This window comes from Halobacillus salinarum, assembly GCF_022919095.1.
GTDB lineage: Bacteria > Bacillota > Bacilli > Bacillales > Halobacillaceae > Halobacillus_B > Halobacillus_B salinarum.
Genome location: NZ_CP095073.1, coordinates 1489887 through 1509635, shown reverse-complemented (window position 1 = coordinate 1509635; position 19749 = coordinate 1489887). Strand labels below are relative to the sequence as shown.

General features: G+C 40.0%; 21 protein-coding genes and 2 pseudogenes. 3 read left to right on the top strand and 20 right to left on the bottom strand.

Annotation, left to right across the window (positions count from 1 at the left end; genetic code table 11):
* Positions 1 to 18: 18 nt before the first annotated feature.
* The 10 genes from MUN89_RS07675 to MUN89_RS07630 form a co-directional block, all read right to left on the bottom strand.
* Positions 19 to 1038, bottom strand: a complete 1020-nt coding sequence (locus tag MUN89_RS07675) for a Gfo/Idh/MocA family protein (RefSeq protein WP_244712666.1) — start codon at positions 1036 to 1038, stop codon at positions 19 to 21.
* On the bottom strand, positions 1032 to 1862 hold the full coding sequence (locus MUN89_RS07670; RefSeq protein WP_244712664.1) for a sugar phosphate isomerase/epimerase family protein: 831 nt from the start codon (positions 1860 to 1862) through the stop codon (positions 1032 to 1034). Before MUN89_RS07670 ends, MUN89_RS07675 begins: the two co-directional genes overlap by 7 nt.
* A 237-nt stretch (positions 1863 to 2099) precedes the next feature.
* The gene (locus tag MUN89_RS07665) at positions 2100 to 3029 is read right to left on the bottom strand and encodes a carbohydrate ABC transporter permease (RefSeq protein ID WP_244712662.1); all 930 of its coding nucleotides are present in this window, start codon (positions 3027 to 3029) and stop codon (positions 2100 to 2102) included.
* A complete protein-coding gene (locus MUN89_RS07660) occupies positions 3026 to 3889 on the bottom strand; it encodes a carbohydrate ABC transporter permease (RefSeq protein WP_244712660.1) in 864 nt (287 codons plus the stop codon). The genes MUN89_RS07665 and MUN89_RS07660 overlap by 4 nt, the downstream gene beginning before the upstream one ends.
* Before the next feature lie 69 nt (positions 3890 to 3958).
* Complete coding sequence (locus tag MUN89_RS07655; protein WP_244712658.1) at positions 3959 to 5266, bottom strand: ABC transporter substrate-binding protein; 1308 nt, start codon at positions 5264 to 5266, stop codon at positions 3959 to 3961.
* A gap of 268 nt (positions 5267 to 5534) precedes the next feature.
* Entirely contained in the window at positions 5535 to 6554 is a 1020-nt protein-coding gene (locus MUN89_RS07650; protein ID WP_244712656.1) for a Gfo/Idh/MocA family protein, read from the bottom strand.
* A gap of 595 nt (positions 6555 to 7149) precedes the next feature.
* On the bottom strand, positions 7150 to 7593 hold the full coding sequence (locus MUN89_RS07645; protein ID WP_244712654.1) for a GNAT family N-acetyltransferase: 444 nt from the start codon (positions 7591 to 7593) through the stop codon (positions 7150 to 7152).
* 218 nt (positions 7594 to 7811) lie between these two features.
* The gene (locus tag MUN89_RS07640) at positions 7812 to 8105 is read right to left on the bottom strand and encodes a hypothetical protein (RefSeq protein WP_244712653.1); all 294 of its coding nucleotides are present in this window, start codon (positions 8103 to 8105) and stop codon (positions 7812 to 7814) included.
* 9 nt (positions 8106 to 8114) lie between these two features.
* Positions 8115 to 8915: an MFS transporter gene (locus tag MUN89_RS07635; RefSeq protein ID WP_244712651.1), complete on the bottom strand. Its 801-nt coding sequence runs from the start codon at positions 8913 to 8915 to the stop codon at positions 8115 to 8117.
* Positions 8916 to 8977: 62 nt separating this feature from the next.
* Complete coding sequence (locus MUN89_RS07630; protein ID WP_244712649.1) at positions 8978 to 9526, bottom strand: TetR/AcrR family transcriptional regulator; 549 nt, start codon at positions 9524 to 9526, stop codon at positions 8978 to 8980.
* Positions 9527 to 9713: 187 nt separating this feature from the next.
* Between MUN89_RS07630 and MUN89_RS07625 the strand changes: the two genes are divergently transcribed.
* Positions 9714 to 9926 (top strand): hypothetical protein, encoded by a 213-nt coding sequence (locus tag MUN89_RS07625; protein WP_244712647.1) that lies wholly within the window; start codon positions 9714 to 9716, stop codon positions 9924 to 9926.
* 632 nt (positions 9927 to 10558) lie between these two features.
* On the opposite strand, the gene MUN89_RS07620 is transcribed toward MUN89_RS07625, so the two are convergent.
* Positions 10559 to 10969, bottom strand: coding sequence for a hypothetical protein (locus tag MUN89_RS07620; protein ID WP_244712645.1), 411 nt, complete (start codon positions 10967 to 10969; stop codon positions 10559 to 10561).
* A gap of 63 nt (positions 10970 to 11032) precedes the next feature.
* The gene (locus tag MUN89_RS07615; RefSeq protein WP_244712643.1) at positions 11033 to 11983 is read right to left on the bottom strand and encodes an alpha/beta fold hydrolase; all 951 of its coding nucleotides are present in this window, start codon (positions 11981 to 11983) and stop codon (positions 11033 to 11035) included.
* A gap of 225 nt (positions 11984 to 12208) precedes the next feature.
* On the opposite strand from MUN89_RS07615, the pseudogene MUN89_RS07610 reads away from it, so the two are divergent.
* Positions 12209 to 13238, top strand: a pseudogene (locus MUN89_RS07610) (helix-turn-helix domain-containing protein).
* A 127-nt stretch (positions 13239 to 13365) separates the two neighbouring features.
* On the opposite strand, the gene MUN89_RS07605 reads toward MUN89_RS07610, so the two are convergent.
* From MUN89_RS07605 to MUN89_RS07595, 3 genes are all read right to left on the bottom strand, one after another.
* Positions 13366 to 13590, bottom strand: a complete 225-nt coding sequence (locus tag MUN89_RS07605) for a hypothetical protein (protein WP_244712641.1) — start codon at positions 13588 to 13590, stop codon at positions 13366 to 13368.
* A 123-nt stretch (positions 13591 to 13713) separates the two neighbouring features.
* The gene (locus MUN89_RS07600) at positions 13714 to 14250 is read right to left on the bottom strand and encodes a DinB family protein (RefSeq protein WP_244712639.1); all 537 of its coding nucleotides are present in this window, start codon (positions 14248 to 14250) and stop codon (positions 13714 to 13716) included.
* Between the two features lie 402 nt (positions 14251 to 14652).
* Positions 14653 to 15516: an aldo/keto reductase gene (locus tag MUN89_RS07595; protein ID WP_244712637.1), complete on the bottom strand. Its 864-nt coding sequence runs from the start codon at positions 15514 to 15516 to the stop codon at positions 14653 to 14655.
* A gap of 398 nt (positions 15517 to 15914) precedes the next feature.
* Between MUN89_RS07595 and MUN89_RS07590 the strand changes: the two genes are divergently transcribed.
* Positions 15915 to 16289, top strand: coding sequence for a DUF2255 family protein (locus MUN89_RS07590; protein ID WP_244712636.1), 375 nt, complete (start codon positions 15915 to 15917; stop codon positions 16287 to 16289).
* Positions 16290 to 16371: 82 nt separating this feature from the next.
* On the opposite strand, the gene MUN89_RS07585 is transcribed toward MUN89_RS07590, so the two are convergent.
* The 5 genes and pseudogenes from MUN89_RS07585 to MUN89_RS07565 all read right to left on the bottom strand — a co-directional run.
* Positions 16372 to 16752: a MerR family transcriptional regulator gene (locus MUN89_RS07585; protein ID WP_244712635.1), complete on the bottom strand. Its 381-nt coding sequence runs from the start codon at positions 16750 to 16752 to the stop codon at positions 16372 to 16374.
* Positions 16753 to 16943: 191 nt separating this feature from the next.
* The gene (locus MUN89_RS07580) at positions 16944 to 17351 is read right to left on the bottom strand and encodes a cupin domain-containing protein (protein WP_244712634.1); all 408 of its coding nucleotides are present in this window, start codon (positions 17349 to 17351) and stop codon (positions 16944 to 16946) included.
* A gap of 107 nt (positions 17352 to 17458) precedes the next feature.
* A complete protein-coding gene (locus MUN89_RS07575) occupies positions 17459 to 18214 on the bottom strand; it encodes a carboxymuconolactone decarboxylase family protein (protein ID WP_244712633.1) in 756 nt (251 codons plus the stop codon).
* Positions 18215 to 18815: 601 nt separating this feature from the next.
* Positions 18816 to 19292, bottom strand: coding sequence for a GNAT family N-acetyltransferase (locus tag MUN89_RS07570; protein ID WP_244712632.1), 477 nt, complete (start codon positions 19290 to 19292; stop codon positions 18816 to 18818).
* Positions 19293 to 19334: 42 nt separating this feature from the next.
* A pseudogene (locus MUN89_RS07565) lies at positions 19335 to 19691 on the bottom strand (aminoglycoside phosphotransferase); the annotation flags it as partial.
* Between the last annotated feature and the right edge of the window lie 58 nt (positions 19692 to 19749).

Below are 19749 nucleotides of genomic sequence, written 5' to 3'. Positions count from 1 at the left end.
ACTTATACTTATTTCTGATCATAGGAAAACTTCCTTGTTAACAGGCGTAACGTCGATTGCCATGCCATTTTCCTGCTGGGAGCGTATAGCCGCTTCAATGACTTCCTGGCCGGCTAAAGCGTCTGCTCCGGATGCCTCCATTTTGCCAGGCTCAACACCATCGATAATTTGCTTGATGAAGTGATCAAGACGGTTTTTAAACGTTTCCTGAAAGCTGCCGACACCACTCATGATCGAGTTCCTTAGTACGATCAATTCATCACTGTCGTGTGGATAAAATGTGAAATTTTCATAGACGTTATCGATTATGAACCGTCCCTGATCTCCTGCCACTTCGCAATACTCAATCGGGTGGCGCCCCGCCATATCATAGCTTCCAGTCAAATGTCCCACAGCACCAGAGGCAAATTCTAAATTAATCGAAGCAGTCGACCAGATTTCCCGGCCAGGTGCTTTAGTCATAAAGGACTGAACACGTTTAATGTCACCGGCAAAATAACGAAGCACATCAACTGAATGAGGATGCAAGGCACGAAGGTGAAACCATGGGCTCGTTTCATTCGGGTTTTGAATCGTCAATTTCATGTTCAAAAACAATAATGATCCCAAATCCCCTTTTTGAATCAACTCCTTGCCTTTATAAGCAGCCGGTACGAAGCGGTGGTTTAAGTTGCTGACGAGCCGTACTTTTTTTTCTGCTGCCAGGCAAACCATTTCTCTTGCTTTCTCAATATCATTGGATATCGGCTTTTCAACGAGTACATCTTTTCCGGCTTCAAGCGCACAGACCGCTGGCCGGAAGTGATCTCCGCCGTTTTCCTCTCCGGCAGTGGCGATACTGACAACTTCGATGTCTTCCTTATTGAGCATGACCTCTATGTCCGTATAAACTTTCGAACCGTACAAATCCGCCATTTCTTGAGCGCGCTCTTCGATCAAATCACATACAGCCACCAATTCAACGTCCGGATTTTGGCTGTAGTAACGACAGTGAATTTTCCCAATATTTCCAACCCCTACGACTGCAACTTTTACCATTGAATCTGCTCCTTTCTTTCATTAGCTTCCTGGAATAAGCGGCTTAAATACCCATGGCTCTCGGCGGCGATTGCGGTAACTTTCGGCAAGGAATAATCTTTGGCCCCAATGATTTCGAGCACTGTCGCTCCTTGGTACCCCGTTTCTACCATTTTGTTTACGACTTCATTTAATGGTACGGTCCCCCGGCCGGCAATCTGATATTCCGGTGCTGCGATTTTCAGCTGTTCGATAAACGTATCCCGGATATGGGTATGGATGATATGATCCTGCAAAGCTTCGATAGCCTGAACAGGATCATCTCCAACCCGTCCCACATGAGTCGCATCAAAATTAAGACCTAAGGCCGGCTGCGTCACTTCTTCCACTAACCGCTGGGCCGTTTTTGTATTGTAGATGCTTTGCCCATAATGTAGTTTTAACGCATATTTGATGCCAGCGTCCCCTGCCGCCTGCGCCAATTCTTCGATGGCACGGAGAGAAGCTTCTGTTTTTTCTTCGTTGTCTGATTCACCGGCGCTGCCAGAGGTGACCATTGGAATTCCCAGCTTTGCAGCTCTTTCAAAAACCCGTTTTGTCCGTTCACGGTTTTCCGGAACCAAAATATCGGTGGCCGCTTCGACGCAGTAAAACTCCAGTCCAGCATCTTCCACCAGCTTGCGGATCTCCCTCAATTCACCGTCTCCTGCCCTATCATTTAGGTGTACGGCCATGTTTTCAATTGAAGCCAATTCGATCCCCTGATAACCAGAAAATTTGATATATTCCACAGCTGTCGCCAAGTCAAAACCACCAAATAACACCGAATTTACTCCTAATTTCATTTATTTTCCTCCTTGTTTAGCTAGTCCGATAAACGTTAAAACGCTTACATATTTTTATATAATCGTGGATGTAAGAGATTTTTTCTCTCCTCTTGTTTATTTTTCTATCATAGCACGTGAAAACAGTCGACTTCATTGTGCATTCAGCCTACTTCATAGCTGACCTGGACAATTCCGTATGTAGACAACGCAAAGGGAACGTTTGGCAAGGTATTCGTCCCCTTGCTTTCATGATCATTATCCTTTTACCGCACCAGCGGTCATCCCAGCTACAATCTTCTTATTGAAGAAAATGAACAAAATAAGCGGTGGAATTGAAATCATGATCACGTCAGCAAACAACAGGTGATAGGAAGTTCCATACAGGCCGGTGAAGTTATAAAGTGTTAATTGCACGGTGGCATTGTCTGCTCCCGGAAAAAAATAAAGCATGTTTTCAAAATCGTTATAAATCTGAATGGATGACAAAACGATAACAGTAGAAGTCACCGGTTTTAACAATGGGAAGATAATTCGGAAAAATAAGCTGAACGGACCGCACCCATCAATAAGGGCTGCTTCATCCAACTCCTTAGGTATCGTTGCTACAAAGGCTGTGTACAGAAGAGTAGCAAACGAAAAATGCAAAGCAGATTCCAGGAAAATGATCCCCGGCATCGTTTTAAATAAACCGATAGATTGTAACACCCAAATCGTTGGTACGATGGAGGGTGGGATCATCAAACCAGCCAGAATGACATAGTTGAGTTTTTTAGATAACCCTGGTCTGCGCTGCAGGACAAATCCAGCCATGGAACAGACGATAATCAGGGTTATAATCGCACCCAGCGTAATAATTGTGCTGTTCATGAACGCTCGAAGAACAATCCCATCATTTAATGTGAGCACTTCCCGGTAGTTCTCGATGGCCTGGAAGGCATTAGGCCAGGATAGATTCATAGCTGCCGCTTCTCCACTTGTTTTGAATGAGTTGACGATGACGAAATAAAATGGAACGCCGAAAAACAGGATTGCTGCAAGTACGGCACCTATTTCAACCGCCAGAAGACCGTGTGCCTTCTTTTTTTTCTTCTTCGGGCTCACTGCCGGGTGGTTGTCATTTTCCGTCTTGACTGTTTGCACTTGTGATTCTTTCAGCGCATTGCTTCCTTCATTTTTCAAACTCATAGATCCACCTCTTTGCGGTTAAGAAATTTAAAGATTGGAAAAGCAATCAACCCTACAAACAGGAACAACAGCACGTTTCCTGCGGTAGCAAGACCATAAAATCCTCCTGCATACTGCTTGTACACAATCGAAGCCAGCAAGTCTGTACTGAACCCTGGTCCTCCTCCTGTCATCGCCCAAACCAAATCAAATGTTCTCAAACCACCGATCAAAGCTAGAATAATAACCGTGTTCAATGCCGGCCTTGACAGAGGAAGGGTTACATGCCAAAACCCTTGAAAAGCATTCCCTCCGTCAATCTTCAGCGCTTCGTAGTAATGGTTTGGTATCGCCATTATCCCCGCTATAAAGATAACGGTGGCAATTCCAACCCCTTTCCAAATATCTGTCATGGCTACCGACAAAAGGGCGATACTGGGATCACCAAGCCAATTTGGACCGGTAATCCCGATTTTGGCTAACGCAGTATTAATCAGACCTGTTGTTGGATGCATCATGGTTTTAAAGGTGATTCCGACAGCAATCGTACTGAGAAGTACAGGGAAGAAAACAACCGAACGAAGAAAGTTTTTATTCCTGATTTTAGAACAGAGAAAGACAGCCAGCAATAGCCCGATGATTACTTTTCCGCCCATTGTCGTAAAGGCAAAAATCAATGTATTTCGAAAACCGATTCTCAGTGAAGGCTCTTGAAAAAACTGGATGAAGTTATCGAATCCGATAAACTCCCAATCGTCGAGGGTCCACCACGTCATACTGTAGAAGAAAGACATTCCTGTTGGTAAAAGGAAAAAGACGGAATAGATAATTCCAGCCGGCAGTAAAAAATAAAGAGGATACATTTTTTTTGAATTAATCATCCGCTACACTCCTTATAAAGAAGAACTCTGTTAAAAAAGCTACAGAGTCCTTCACTTTTTTCGGCCAGCTTACCAGTCAAGGCCAAGCTGTTTAGCCTGCTTCTCGACATCTTCATCGTACATTTTGGCAGCCTTTTCTGCTTTCATCGTGCCGCTTCCGATCGATGTACATATCTGTGGAAGGTTCGGCCCTTTAATTGGCGATACAAACTCCAGGGCAGGGGCTACATTGCCCGATTCAAAGTAAGGAGTCATTTCCTTGACTGCCGGATAGGAATCCTCCGGAAGTTCCACACCTTTCAGGACGAATGGACCGATCGCTTTTTCTTTTGACGTATAGACTTCCAGGGCTTCATCTGAGATATAGTACTCCAACCATTTTTTAGCCTTTTCTACATTTTTGCTCTCTTTATTGATCATAATTGCATCCGGCATCCATGCAGTCAGACCGTTCACTTCCGGATCATCACTTGGCTGCGGGAAGACACCAATATCGTTGACAAGTTCCCCATGATTTTCGGCAATTAGGGGAAGTACTTGAGTAAGCATAGGGTAATGAACGCCTGTTCCTTCTGCAAGCATTTTCATTCCTTGATTATAAGAAGCAACATTATAATCGTCGTTCATGTAACCTTTTTCACTTATTTCCTGAATTCTTTCGAACCCTCTTAATGCCTCCGGAGTGGATGCGTATTTTGCTTTGCCTGCGGTATATTCTTCAGCAAAACTCGGGACCTCTGCCTGAACATTATAGAAGTCAGCAAGAATTGGCAGCTGAGAGGTCCATGTTTCCCCATATGTTCCAATGACAGCCGTTTTGCCTGCCGCTTTGATTTTTTCATTGTTAGCCATCAATTCATCCCACGTCTTTGGAACGGATAATCCTAACTCCTTGTACACTTTTTTGTTATAAAGCCACCCGCCTACCTGGCTGGATTTGGCAGGAATACCGAAGATTTGACCGTCTTTGCTGACCACTTCCTTATACGAATCCATGACCTTGTCCATAAATGGTTCACCCTTCAGATCAACAAAGTGTTTGCCTGGGTCAAGAGCCATTAACAGAGATCCAGAGTTAAAGAGAACAAGATCTGCCATGTCGCCAGTGGCCAGTCGAGTTTTAACGATGTTCTCCCCTTCTGGTCCTCCAGGTCTTTTTTCCACTTTTGTTTTTATTCCCAACTCATCTTCAATCTTCTCAACAACCGCACGGAACCCAGGCGTATCAGCTGTTTCTGAGACAAGCATCGTCAACGTATCGTCACCACCACTGCCGCTTGAGGCCCCGCTTTCCTCTGCCCCGCAACCGGCAAGGATCATACAAATTACGAAAATACTTATCAGTAAACCAAACCGCTTGGACTTCACCTTACTCATATTTCCATCCTCCTCAATCATTATTAAGTGTAGAACAGTCAATAAGCACTTAAATGTTAGCGCTTTCATTAAAGTTACAAAAAAAGACAGCATACGTTTATCACTGTTTTACAAGCTGCCTCCGGTGTCCTCCTCAAACTTGGAAAGGGTAGTTGTCGGCTTCAATTGACGTCATCAGTCATTTTTCTTCGATTGACTTTAATGTTCTTAAGTATAAGATGGGGAGTCTAAGTGCAAGAGTTTTCATTAGGCATTTATTAAATCATGTTTAAATAACAAATGCTTTCTTAACTTGCGGAACTTCCACAACCTTCCCGTTCTGTTCCCAGGACCTAATAGCAGCTTCGATGACTTCCTGTCCTGCCAGTGCATCAGCACCGGATGCATCGATGTTATCAGGTGCTACTCCTGCCTTCACTTGCCTGATGAAATGATCAAATCGATTTGTAAATGTCTCATTAAATGTGCCCACACCTGTCATAATTGAATTTCGTAATACAGTCAGCTCATCGCTGCCGTGCGGATAGAAAGTAAAATTTTCATAAACATTGTCTATCGTGAATCTTCCTTTGTCCCCACCAACTTCGCAAAATTCTATCGGGTGCCTTCTCGACATATCATAGCTTCCTGTCAAATGACCGACAGTCCCTGAGCTGAATTCCATATTAATGGAAACCGTTGACCATGTGTTTCTCCCAGGAGCTTTGGTCATGAATGCTTGGACCCGCTTGATATCTCCGCCAAAATAGCGCATTACATCAATGGAATGAGGGTGTAGAGCCCGCATATGAAACCATGGTGTCCAATCTTTCGAATTCTGAATGGTCAGCTTCATGTTAATGAATAACAAGGTACCCAATTTTCCTTCAGCAATCAACTTCTTTCCTTTTAAGGCTGCAGGGACGAAGCTGTGATTTAAGTTACAAGCAAATCGAACTTTTTTCTCAGCGGCAAGGCGGACCATATCCCTTGCTTCTTTAATAGTGTTAGAGATCGGCTTTTCGACAAGGACATCCTTCCCTGCTTCGATCGCCAGTTTTACAGGAAGATAATGATGACTCCCGTTCTCCTTACCTGCTGTCGCCACACTGACAATATCAATCTCTTCTTTATCAAGAAGAACTTCTAAGTCGGTGTAGGCGTTACTTCCAAATTGATCTGCTGCCACCCTGGCGCGTTCCTCCACTAAATCACAAACAGCTGTAAGCTGGGTATCCGGATTCTTACGGTAATACTGGCAATGGATCTTACCGATATTATTGACTCCCACTACAGCGACTCTCAGCATCTAAGACCTCCCATACCATTTATTGGTCGCTTTGGTTAGCAACTTGTTAACTATTTTTATAGTAAAACACATCAATTTTTCTATCATAGTCAATACGGCCAACAAAATGAGAATAGTCAGAATAGACAGACTAAAACAGCCATTTTTCTCATTTTTATACAAAAATCATTAAAAATACAGTCTTCTTGCACGTCTGCCCTATGCAATAAAGCCATCAACCCATACGGAAATACATAGTTAAAGATTTTTTCAGAATCCTTTAGGTCAAGAAAGGGGGATTTTTAAAGGGGAATGGCCAATTGAAAGGTCTATTCAAAAGTTGTCCTGATTAGCCATAAATTTTTCAACGAGAGATGCTAACATTGTGAAATACGGAGCGTAAACGCAGACGATGACTCTCTTCCTGCTTGTGAATTCCTATTCAGTATCCACCTCTAAACAGGGCGCCGCCGTTAATTCTATTTGCTTAGAAAGTTGAATTTATCTGTAGAGGGTTGCCCTCCCCGTTCTAACAGCTTGTTTGACAAACCAAAAAAGGGAGCAAATTTTTCATGTTACTGATATGCTCCCTTTTCAAAGACTCCACAAAACCTTGTTAAACAAGCACCTTTACCATCGTAAAATAACTACTGCCAGGAGGGTAATCTTTAACTTCACCTACAACTTGATAACCTTTGGTTTCATAAAAAGTACGAGCTTGAAATTCAAAAGTAGTTAAAAGTGCTTTCTTTGCTCCTTTCTCTTTGGCGATTTTTTCAGCTTTTTCAAGAAGGTGTGCTCCTAAACCTTTTCCCCGGTATTCTTTATGAACCCAAAAATCATTAATCTCGAGCCAGTCCCAATAAAAATCTGCGTTCAAACCACCAATCCAACTTTCATCGTCATTCGATACCATCACATTTATTGGCTGTACTGCTCCGCTTTTCCTAACTTCTTTATGATGGATGGAGTGTTTATTATTGTATTCCTTAATTTTCTTCTGTAAGAAGGTTGAAAATTTTTCGTTCTGTTTCATTGATACTTCTATAGTATAGTGCATCTTCGTTCTCCTCTAAATTTATTCTCCTATTTTTCAAGGATAATAGAGACCTGATGAATCACTCGCTCCATATTTTTGAATCATATTATCAAGTTAATCCATTGCTTTCGTAACGGGCTCTGGTTCTCTGATCAGCATACGAAATAATGATGTTTAACGTTCTTCTTATTCTAATGTATTCTATATTCAGCGCAATTCCCTCTCAGCCTTTTTGGGACCTATAAAGGCAGCCACAATTCCGATCCCCCATAAACGATGAAACAAGCAGCAAAATCCCATTTCCCAATAAACCATCCAGCGAGTATCGACCCTATGACTTGTCCCAAAGCCAATAGTAAAAAGGGAACCCCAATACCTAAGGATGCATTTGTGATAAATACACGGATTCCCCAGACAAGCAGTACTCCCGTTAACAAGATATACGAGCCTCCAAAAAACCCGGCCGATAAGAAAGCGACCAACCAATTACCTGGCATCACAGCCAATATGATCGATGCTGAAGCAATGGACAAACTTCCTAACTAAGGCAATCCTCTTCTCTCTACTAGAGCACCGGAAAAACCTCCCAAGACACCAAACATCCCTATGATGACCCAAAATCCAGACAGCTGCCAAGCAGGATAATCACCAGCCGCTTCAATAAATGATCGGGAAAAAGTCCAGAACGCAGCTGTAGAAATCCCTAAGGTAAGAGACGCCAAAGATAAAGAGATTGCGCCTTTAATTCCTCTTATAGCTAGATTCCCTTTGTTCAATCTTAACCTTGGGTTTTTGCCGTCTTTCGGAATCGCTGTAAAATTCCATGCCACTATTAGAAAGGTCATGATCGCATAAATTATATACGTCAGCCTCCAATTGGATGCTAGTAGAATCGCTCCCAACCCAGAAAGAGCTATACCAAAACTTGTTCCTGAATTGATCCATGTATTGGCTTTTCCTTGCTTATCCTCTGTAATCCAAAGCGAAATCGCTGCACCATAAGGTGGAGAGATCAGACCCGTGCTTCCTCCAGCAAATAACACTCCTAACGCAAGCACCCATGCATTTGGTGTCACACCCATCAACAACATTCCAGTAAAGGCTGACAGTCCGGCTGAGATGATCATTCTTTTCGGCCCTTTCTTTGTAGTGACCACCGTAGATAAAATGATAGTGAAGCAATAAGCTAAATAAAACAGTGAAGAAATGACTCCTGATGCAAATTCGGACATTTTAAGTGATTCCCGTATTTCTGGAAGAAGCAGTCCAAAACTAAACCTTGCCAATCCGTAGGTAGCAGCAATCATAGTAACTCCCGGGAAAACGAGCCTTGAAAATTTCATGGTATTCATCCTAACTCATTAAAATTATATAGAACGACCTTTCTAATTTTCAGGTAAAAAAATTACGATGTATGTTGGACAAGTGTCCTCGCCATCGCAATAGAGTGTTCTGTTGCTTTCTCCGCACCAATTAATGTGGTCATCGAAGTGGTTCCTTCAAGAAGAAGTGTAAATTGATGAGCTAAATCCAGCTCATTATCTTTTCCTTTTCGTTGAGCGAGCTGCTGAAAATATTTGAGTAATTTGGCTTTGTGGCCTCTTGCAATATTTTCAATGTCATTGTCCGTTCCTGCATAATCTTCAATCGCTCTTAGAAACATACATCCTCTGTAGGATTGTTCCTTTAACCAACGACCATGAGCTTCAACAACTAAAATGAAAGGGGACTCTGAATCCATTTCTACCTGTGTATCCAAATAAGACCAATAGCGTTCCTCCCGCTGCCTAAGTACTTCCTCGACCAAATTGTCCTTGGAGGAGAAATGGTTATACAGCGTCATCGTTGCTACATTAGCTTCACTAATGATCTGTTTTAACCCTACACCACGGAACCCGTGCTCATAAAACAATCGTTCTGCTACTTCCAGTAATGTATCTCTTTTTACACTCATATCATTCAGCACTCCTCACATTAGATAGAACGATCTTTCTATTTAACAGAATAACAATAACTCTTTACTATAGTCAACTACTTACACTTCATATTTGATGATAAAAGATTGCCTAAGGAGCATTTGACTTACTGAAGATCAGAAAGTAATATGAACAAATCACAGCTAATAAAGGAGCTGCAAGTAAATGGACTTTAATGAATCTGAATTAATTGAAGCAAAGCGGCAGATTGACTCCACTCTACACAAACTTAGAGAAACGATAAAAACTCTTGAAGCTAAAGACAATCCGAATTCGTATAAATCTCAAATCACTTTAGCAAAAAGGCGGATTGAAGCATTTGAAATTTCAGTATTTCTTATTGAAAGAGAAATCAATGAGCTGAATAATCAAAGCTAAACATCATTATTCCAGCAGCCAATGTTCTCCTCCTTTCACCTCTTAAGAAAGTCTAAGAACTATCACTATGACAAAGACTGTGACAGGAAGAGACATAAAAAAGAAGAATTGGTAATATACCTATAGACAGCCTCATTCCCTTCATGAATCTACTCACAATTTAACCTCTCATCCAAAATAAAGATACTACCCCATTAAAACGGACAGGTAGGTAGAAAAAGTAAGCCAACCAAGCGAAGCCATATTTAAACAGAGGATCATCACGAATAAAATGGAAAAAGCCTTTGACTCTCTGTGGGATCGAAGAAGAAAAGCTAATGATAAAAGCACACTTACAAGAAAAAAGAATCCAAAACCTGTTTCTGCCATCAGTGAAAACCGTATATGAAAGATAAATAGGGCACTCATGATGTAAAAAACATTAATACATAAAGAAACGAGTAAAAAAATCATTTTCAATTTCATTCTCCTCTCTAAGCCCCTGGGTTACTTTTCTCCATCTGGATTAAACAACCATCCAAACCATTATTTTTGATATCTCCCTATCCTTGATGACTGTTCTCATGCTGCTACTATTACACTTTTATCAACTTGGTATATAAAACTACTAAAAGGGGCTTTCTTCGCTTACCTTAAGCCTGGTTCGAATTATTCGTGATGAAACCAAGTGACCCGAGCAATAGTTGAACGAAGCTGAATAACATGAATTCTACCGTTGCAAGGTACCATTCTTTCAACAAAATGAGTTGAATTAGATTACAACCAAGAAAGATTGTCCCCATAATAATAGTAAATAAAAATAAGTTAGCTTCTTTTTTTATGAATCCATAAATGGAAACTGCCGCATTTCCAAATCCGAATAGAATAATTGCGAATACAGCTAGACTTGCCCAATTGTTAAAGGGAACCTTTCCCATCCATTCATCTGGAAACGAAGCAAAAACCCCTTTTCCTGAAAGCATGGTTATCCCAGTGTAGAACGCTCCCAGCGATAAAAGCAGATTATAAATATTTGAAGTAATTTTTAGAGATTTATTGACCAAATTTTTTCCCCCTGTAATAGAAAGTTGATTTGAACTCTCTTTATTTGAGCAAGCAAAACAAGTTTATTCAGCTTTTTGATTAAGAATGGAGGCGGCAGCTCTTTTTATAAATTCAGGCTTATCAAGATGAACACTGTGCCCGGAGCCTTCAGCCAATATATATTTGGTGTTAGCATTCAGTTTAGTTTGGCTGCGGATTAATGATTGCCATATGGTTTCTATTTCCTCTGCTTCTGACTTATATAATCCTTCATCTTTTATCATTTGTGTAATGGAAGCCTCAGGGTCTCTGCCAATCACTATAGTGGGGGTATCAGGAAAAAATTCGTAGTGATTAGTAACCCTGCTGGACAAGAAATCAAATTCAAGTTCTTCACATAAAGTCTCGTACATGGATGGGTTACTCATAAATTCCTCTACTTCTAAATGGGTACTGCTTGGTAGTGATTTTTTAAGTTCTTTAATCCAGTCTGCCATTTCTACTTGTAGATCTTCCTCAGCAAGACTGGAATAGAATCTGCATTTTTCTATCCAAGCTGCAGTACTATTTCCATCCTCTCCTTCAATCTCAACTTCATCCAGCTTATAAGCATCATAAGAGGTGGAGTCCACTAAAATATAACCCCCAGCTATGGTTGAATAATCCACAGCAAATTGTTGAAGAACGAGCCCTCCGTACGAATGACCTAAGATAATAGGAGATACTACCCCAAGGGTTATTATTAGATCATGAAGACCCCTTGCATTCTCTTTACGATTTCTCGGGGTGCTTCCCTTATCACTTCTACCTAACCCTGCTCTATTATAAGTAATAACTCTAGCACTTTTTGAGAGCTCTTCACATAAACCTTCCCATTCAGCTACAGAGCTCATCAAACCAGGTTGAATGATGATCGTCTTTCCTTTTCCTTTCATCCATAGCTCGAGTTTTTTGTTCCCGATATCAATGAGTGTCTTAATCGTAATCTCCTCCACGTTCCATTTAAATATGAAGTCTTCAATAACATTATGCATAATAGCTGAGCTGACCAGTCAGTAACTTTGATCCGTGATAAAAATTGCTTAAATCCTTAATCCTTGCAATAATTAATTCACGTTCATGTACCTTATTAAGCAAAAGTCTGCTGTTTTGGATCTTATTTAGATAGAAATCACAATTAATATCAAAAGTACAATGAGAATATCCCTTATAATATATTTCAGGGGAGCTGAATGAATGTTGCATCAATGATTGATTGAATTGAAGACAGACTGAAAAGTAAATTCCCATTAGATGAACTGGCTGATGATATGGGGTTTGCCTCTTATTATTGTTCATGTAAATTTCACCAAATCACAGGTTTAACCATTAGCCGATATATTCTTCTTAGTTACAGAGCACTTAGAACATGGGAAGGGAATCATTGATACTGCCTTTGACTATGATTACTCTTCCCAAGAAGCATTCAGCAAGGCGTTTAAGAGCGCATTTTGCATAAGTCCCAGAGAATATCAGCTCAATAAAATGCCGGTTCAATCGATTCATAATCTAACAATCTATGGTAAGGAGGAGTTATTCGAAATGGATTTTTCACAAAAAATGAACGTTGATCAATTACATTCGGAAACCAGTGATTTCTCTGATGAACAAGTCCTTCATCTATTAAATGGCCAGGTTATGTATGATGAATTTCACAATAATAAAATGATGGGGAATTCAGATTACGCTCCATTTAATGAAGCAATGTGTGTACACGCCACAACCGAAAATATATTTAGTAAGGAATTCATAAAGACAAGAGCTGCGGGACACAATGAGTTAGTTGAAGATTATATCACCAAGGTAATCAGCCCTCTAAATAACCTCTTTACCAACAATTATCAATGTATCGTCCTATGGTTTGGCGAAGATATGTTTTGTCAAATGAACCTTCTTACACTTCTCGCTTACCTTGAACAATCCGGTTACAGCGGCAGAGTTTTTCTGAATAGTTTCAGGGAGGGTGAATTTAAGGTAAGACAAACGGAACTGGAGTTAGGTCACTATCTTCCTGTCTATAAAGAAGTCCTCGTCCGTCACAAAAAAACATCAATGAAAGGAATGCCGGTTATGTTTCAGGCGATCGAACTTTACATAATGATGCTTCAGGATGACAATCCAGTAATGAAATATATTATGAAGAATACACACTTACCGACCTCTGAATTACTTGAAAGATTATTTGAGATTTTTCCAACAATAGGATACGGGGATTTACAATATAAAGAACTGATCAGTAAAATTAAATAACCGCCCTCATTGTGAACTATTATTTGTTTGTACTCGAAATTGGAGATCCATAAAAGGCGTTTTTTTAAGAGACGTCTTTACCTCTATATTCCTTTGTATCCCATCCTAGAAAAAATGATGACGACTTTTATGCAAAAAATTTAAGTAATCCATAAGAAGCAAAAATATTCGCTAAAATTCCATAAAAGTATCCCCACTTATCTTTATCCATTGCTAAACTTCTCCAGCCTGCAATGGATAAATTGATCCCTGCAATCATCAGCGCATCAGGAAAAAGTACAATTGGATAGGTCAAGTAAGCACAAACGATAAAAATAAGGCTGAGGAGACTAAAAATCCTTTCTGGTTTCATTATTCCTCCTCCTTTAATCTTTTTCATTATTTCAAAATTTACATAATTATACAAATTAATTTTGCAATGATAATTCCCACAATGGCTCATTCCGACCCTTATCACTCTAACGGTGTCAACCAATTATTCTCGCTCCTTCGGCCAGGAGCCTTGTTGTTTGCGGATTAATACAATTTGACCAATATGGTAGACGTTGTGCAAAATTTGACGAGCCAGACCCCCGACTAGCTCTTCTTCCAGCCGGCCGTCATTCACCTGTGCCAGTGATTTACGCAGACTCTCACAAATCAGGCATGTTTCTGCCACAGCAGCCTTCCATTTTTCAGAATCTGACGGGTCCCCGATCTCTCCAAATGTATCCGCTGCCAAGACTGCCTCCCATTTAGAATTGGGCGACTCCCCTATATCCCCAAATGCGGCCTTCTGATTAGGTGCTTTTTTTTCAGAATTCAGGTCATTGATTTGGCTGACCAGTACGGCGTTATAATAATTTAGATGGTTCACAGTCTGCCAGATTGTATTTCCTCCTCCAGGCGGCTGCCAGCTCGCCTCTGAGGCACTCACACCCTTAAGAGCAGATTCTAAAGGTAAAAACCATGTCTCCGTATCCCAACTAAAATCAAATTCCATACGAAAAATATCCATCAGTTTCAGGTTCATTTACTTTCTCCTCCCACCTCAAATTCTTCATTCTGCTTAAACTCGTCGATCAGCTTTTCTCATACTTACCATGACAACCTGTCCTACGATTTGGACGTTAATGAATAATAAAGCACACCCTAATACTTCCTATTGTCGAATTTGGTTGGCTGAACTAGAGTACTATTACCACTTCTCTTTCCTTTTAAGAACTCCTTCCTTCTGAGCCTTATCTTTGCTGCTTCTGTCAATCTTTCCATTTAAGCCGCTTTCTTCAGATGCTAAGATAATCCTTGGCTGTGCAGAGCTCCACAGGTACCTCTAGTACTCTGTTATACCGGAAAACGTAACCAGCAGAAAATCGCTCATAATAAAAAGAGACCGATTTATCGGCCTCTTCACACTATAGGGATATTGGTTATTTTAAAGCTTCCCGCCAAATACAGGCATGACACTCGCCTCGCCATAATCTTTAATGGTTTCAATATTTTTCAAGAAATCCATGTCCTCCTCGGAAATCGTGAAATCTACATCCGCATTATTTTTCATATGATTCGGTTTAGCTGTTTTAGGCAGTGGAAGAAGTCCGAGCTGTAGAACATACCGAATACCTAATTGAGCGACGGAAACCCCGTATTTCTCTGCAAGCTCTACCACTTTGTCGTTTTTCAACAATTCTCCGTGGGCGATCGGTGAATAAGCTTCAACGAGCATGTCTTGTTTCTGCGTATATTGAATCAATTCCATCGGTGTATTGCTAATATGCGCCAGGATCTGATTGACCATCGGTTTGACGGTACAAGCACTCAGAATGTTAGCCACGTCCTCTTTTTGAAAGTTTGATAATCCAATAGCACGAAGTTTTCCGGCTTCGTAAGCTTCCTCAAGAGCTTTCCATGCTTCACGGTTTCCTTCGAAGTAACGATCTTCGCTACCGAAATCCTTCCATGGCTGTGGACTGTGAATAATCATCATATCAATATAATCCAGTCCCATCGTCTCCAAGGATTGATCAATCGCTGAAACCGCTTCTTCATATGATTTAACTTCTGCAGCCAGTTTTGTTGTGATAAACAACTCTTCTCTGTCCACTCCACAAGCGCGGATGCCTTCTCCGACGCCACTTTCATTCTGATAAGCCTGAGCTGTATCAATATGGCGATAACCGATTTCCACAGCATCAACGACTGCCTGTTTGACATCGTCATTATCAATCATCCATGTTCCAAGACCTAATTTAGGAATCTTCATTTCATTCGCTAAAGAATAACTTTCTTTTAAAATCATATAGAACCTCTCCTTTTTTGAATTACTGGTAAGCTGCCCCTGCATCAAGCAATCAATTACAATAATGCGACTATGCAACTGATTGAAATCAATTATAGGACTTAGAGTTGACTCTAAGTCAAGAGCATTACCTAAAAAAATGATTCCATATCTATAAACACCAATATAGTCAAGCCCGGCATCTAAGTTCTTCCAAATCTTCCTTTTCTTTTGTCCAAAATGACTCACAATTGTGATATAAAATTACTTTCCCTTGCATTAAAGTACACTTTAACCGTTAGACTTACATTAGTAACAAACTAGTTCATAAGGGAGGAATATTTGATAGAAAAAGAAAGGAAGTAGAAGTCTGTCGATATCCAATTCTTATCTACTATTTGTTTGAAGGAGGAACGATAATGAAATCATGGGCAATAAATGAAATAGACAAGATTAAAACAGCTGATGACCTGCATATTTCACCTTTTTATGAAGATGGGGTAACCTATGGCACACCAACTTGGATTTGGTCTGTAGTCGTTGGAGACGAGCTCTATGTACGTGCCTATAATGGACAAAACTCGCGTTGGTACAATTCTGCTATTCGTCAGAAAGCAGGCAGGGTCTCTGTTGCTGGAATGACAAAGGAAGTCAAGTTTGAACCAGTGGACGGTTCCATACACGACCGCATAGACAATGCCTATCAAAAAAAATATAATGAAAGTTCTTATCTTAGCTCGATGATCAGTGACAGAGCCCGCAAAGCTACAGTCAAAATAATACCCAAGGACTAAAGGGGACGACTCTTACCAGTAAAAATTAGAACCAGGTGTCATCTTTAATGGAAGCTCCTGGTTCTTTTTGAGTTTCTTGGATTTATAGTACAAATTCATATTTATGTCCTTTTAATCGATCTTCATAAAACTCAATTTTACGATTTAATACATCCAGATTTTTTTGTAGTGATTCCATTTCTTCTTCTACGAGTTGTTTCCGCTTCTCTAATAATTCTTTCCTTTCTTTCAGGGTTTCATCTCCTATTTCACGCCACTGAGTATATTGTTTTAATTCTGTCATCGACATTCCTGAGTTTTTTAAATGAAGTAAAAATTTAACCCAGCCAATATCAGAATCGGTGAATTTACGTAAATTATTTTCATCTCGTTGGGGAGTAAGCAGCCCTTCTTTTTCGTAATATCTAAGAGTACTTGTTGTTACGCTAACGATGTTGGCAAATTCTCCTATAGAATAAGTCAAATGAAAACCCCCATATGATTGATTTATTTCTAAGAGTACACTGAAGCTGAGCTTTAATCTACTATTTTTGGATTCAAAATAAACCTCCACTTCTTTATTAGAAAAATAACAAATGAATCATAAAGCTTTTCTACCTTACTTTCTTATTCCCAAAATGAAGCATCGAATCAAATGATTCGATGCTTTTCGTTTTACAATTTATTGTAAGTTTCATCGTCAACAGGTTCCAACCATTCTGGTGTTCCTGCTGTGATTGCAATGTGTTCAAACCAGCTGTCCTTCGTAGCGCCATGCCAGTGTTTTACCCCATCATGAGTAACAATGACATCCCCAGCTGTTAAGAATTGTGCAGATTTGCCTTCTTCCTGGTACCAGCCTTCTCCTCCGGTTACTAATAACAGTTGAAATCCATCGTGATGAATATGCCAATTATTCCTGCATCCTGGTTCAAAGGTTATGTTCCCGACCCCTACACTCACTTCTGGGTCAGAAACTAAGGATTTAAGAAAACTTTGCCCTATAAAATACTGAGCAAAGGCTTCATTTTTCTCACCGACGGGAAAAATAACTCCATCTTTCACTTCTTCATGTTTTGCCATTTTGAATCCTCCATATTGTATTTAATAGCTATTATCGTTCTTGACTTGTCCGACGCTGTTCAATCCCACTTCAAGCGTGTAAAATTTGAAATCCTGAAAACTACCTTTTAGTTCTCGGGTATTATTTCATTTACGCAATTTAAGGCGTTCAGCGTTCTCGGAAAACCCATGTATGGAAGACAGTGGGTAATAGCTGTAATCAGGGTTTCCTTATCATTTCCTACATTTTTATTCCCTTGTACATGAGCCTTCACTTGACTTTCAGCTCCACCGAGGGCACTTATAATACAGAATGTCAACAACTCTCTTGTTTTCAAATCAAGGGCGCCACGCGTGTAGAAATCTCCAAAACAAAAAGCAGAAAGATAATCCTGCATATGTTTCTGATTTGCTGGAGCATTTTCCCTCAACTTTTCGATGGTCTCACCAAAAATCTCGATCTGCACAGCTAGTCCTTGTTCTAAACGATTATCTTCATTAACTGTCTTTTGGCTTTCTACCGGTAAGGCAATATTCTTCGCTTCGAAAACCTGATTGATTTCATTGACCGCATCTAGCGTTTTGGGAAACCCAATGTACGGCGCACATTGGTACACAGCTTCTTTGATTTCTGCTGATGTTAGTCCAACATTGAGAGCAACATTAACATGGGCCTTTAGCTGGGGCAGCGTTCGGTTCGTTGCTAAAACAACCAGAGTAATCAACTCCCGCTGTCTGTCGTCCAAATCACCTTGATCAAAAACTTCCCCGAAAATGAAACGGCTCAAAATGTCCTGAAAATCAGGATCTGTTTCACTCGCAACAGGAACACTCTCGCCAAACAGCTGTTCGAATTTTTCCTTACTCCTTTGAATACGATCCATTTAGAGCCTCCTTTCATGATGTACTATGATTCACCTAACACATCACGCGTTCATTCTATTCCTTAAAGTTAACTTTAAGTCAAGGGAAAATATTAAATTTTACCCCAGTCCTTAATAATCGTTTGGCATAGTACCATTGATAGAACCCTGACTTAACTGTAAGGGTTCTCCCCTTTTTATATCTCCGCCTACAATTGAACTAAATTTTCAAGATTTTATCGTAAATATAAATAGGGTACCCATCCTTCTTTTGAAAGATTGGTACCCGTTAGTTGTGGTTTTTAATTGCTGGAATTTTACTTTACATAATAAAGCCATGACACTCGAGGTTACTATAAGTCATTTCAGATCCTTCGATATAATTGTTTCCCTTCACTATAAATAGCAGGAAAGGGGGATTGAATTGACACTTCAAGTATGAATGCCTTTAATCATTATTTTCTTATTATGTAGTTATTACAATTGCCATTGCTTTTAGTTTTTTTAATGATTAACTATGTCATCATTAGAAGATTTGGAGGATAGTGTCAGAAGTAGGGGAAAGCCTTAAGAATTGATCAGTTTTTAATTAAGTACTAGTTTTATTAAACTTCCGAGCACTTTAGTTAAACTTAAACTCCATTTTTCTACTTTTTGTAGTCATCCCCAATGACCTGTAAAATTTAATGGCAGAAGTATTTTTCTCAGATACTCCCAATTCAATACTATCAACCTTGAGACTCCTCCCAAAGTCAAAAACGTAGTTGGTTAGTTTATTGCCGACTCCCTTATTTCTATGGCTTTCAGCAATACATAAACTGTTGATAACCAACACTTTTCTCGCTTTCACAAAGGAATTTTCCGTTATTTCTTCTTCCTTCGTCACTATAACTCCGACTAGATCATCGACTATTGCCGCTACAAAAATATGCTGACTAACGTCAATCAGCTGGCTTTCAAAGAACTCCCGCTCGACTGGAGTTGAGTTTTCTTTATACAAGTCTGGTCTAGCAAAAACGTGAAATGCATGCACCTGCCTGAATAAGGGCAACAATAAATCATAATCATTTTGTTCAGCTTTCTGAATAGATATATCCATTTATTTCTACCTTTCACTAATTGATGTGTTTACACCGCTCTATTAAATCCACTCTTTTCCATATTCATGAACAAACTGAATTTCCTTTTCGTAATGTTCTAGATGCCCCTCACCTAACATTTTTTGAAAAGCACTGTCTCCTTCATTAGCTTTTCGTTTCATGTATTTACATAATCCCTTTAATCGAAGCATTACCATATCTAACCAACCTTCTTCGACCCCGTCCATGCCATAGGAATCAAAAAACAATTTAATTCTTTCTTTTATCCGTTCGGCATCATAGGCAGGATTATAATAAACGGCCTCAGCCGTTTCGGTATGATAATGTCTACTTAAAGGAACGCAAGTGTAAAGGGTATACGCTATGTCCCAAAGTCTTGGCCCAGGAGAAGCAACATCAAGACTATAAAATAATAAGAGCAAACCTTGTTTGCAGATTTCCGCCTTTTTCGTCCAT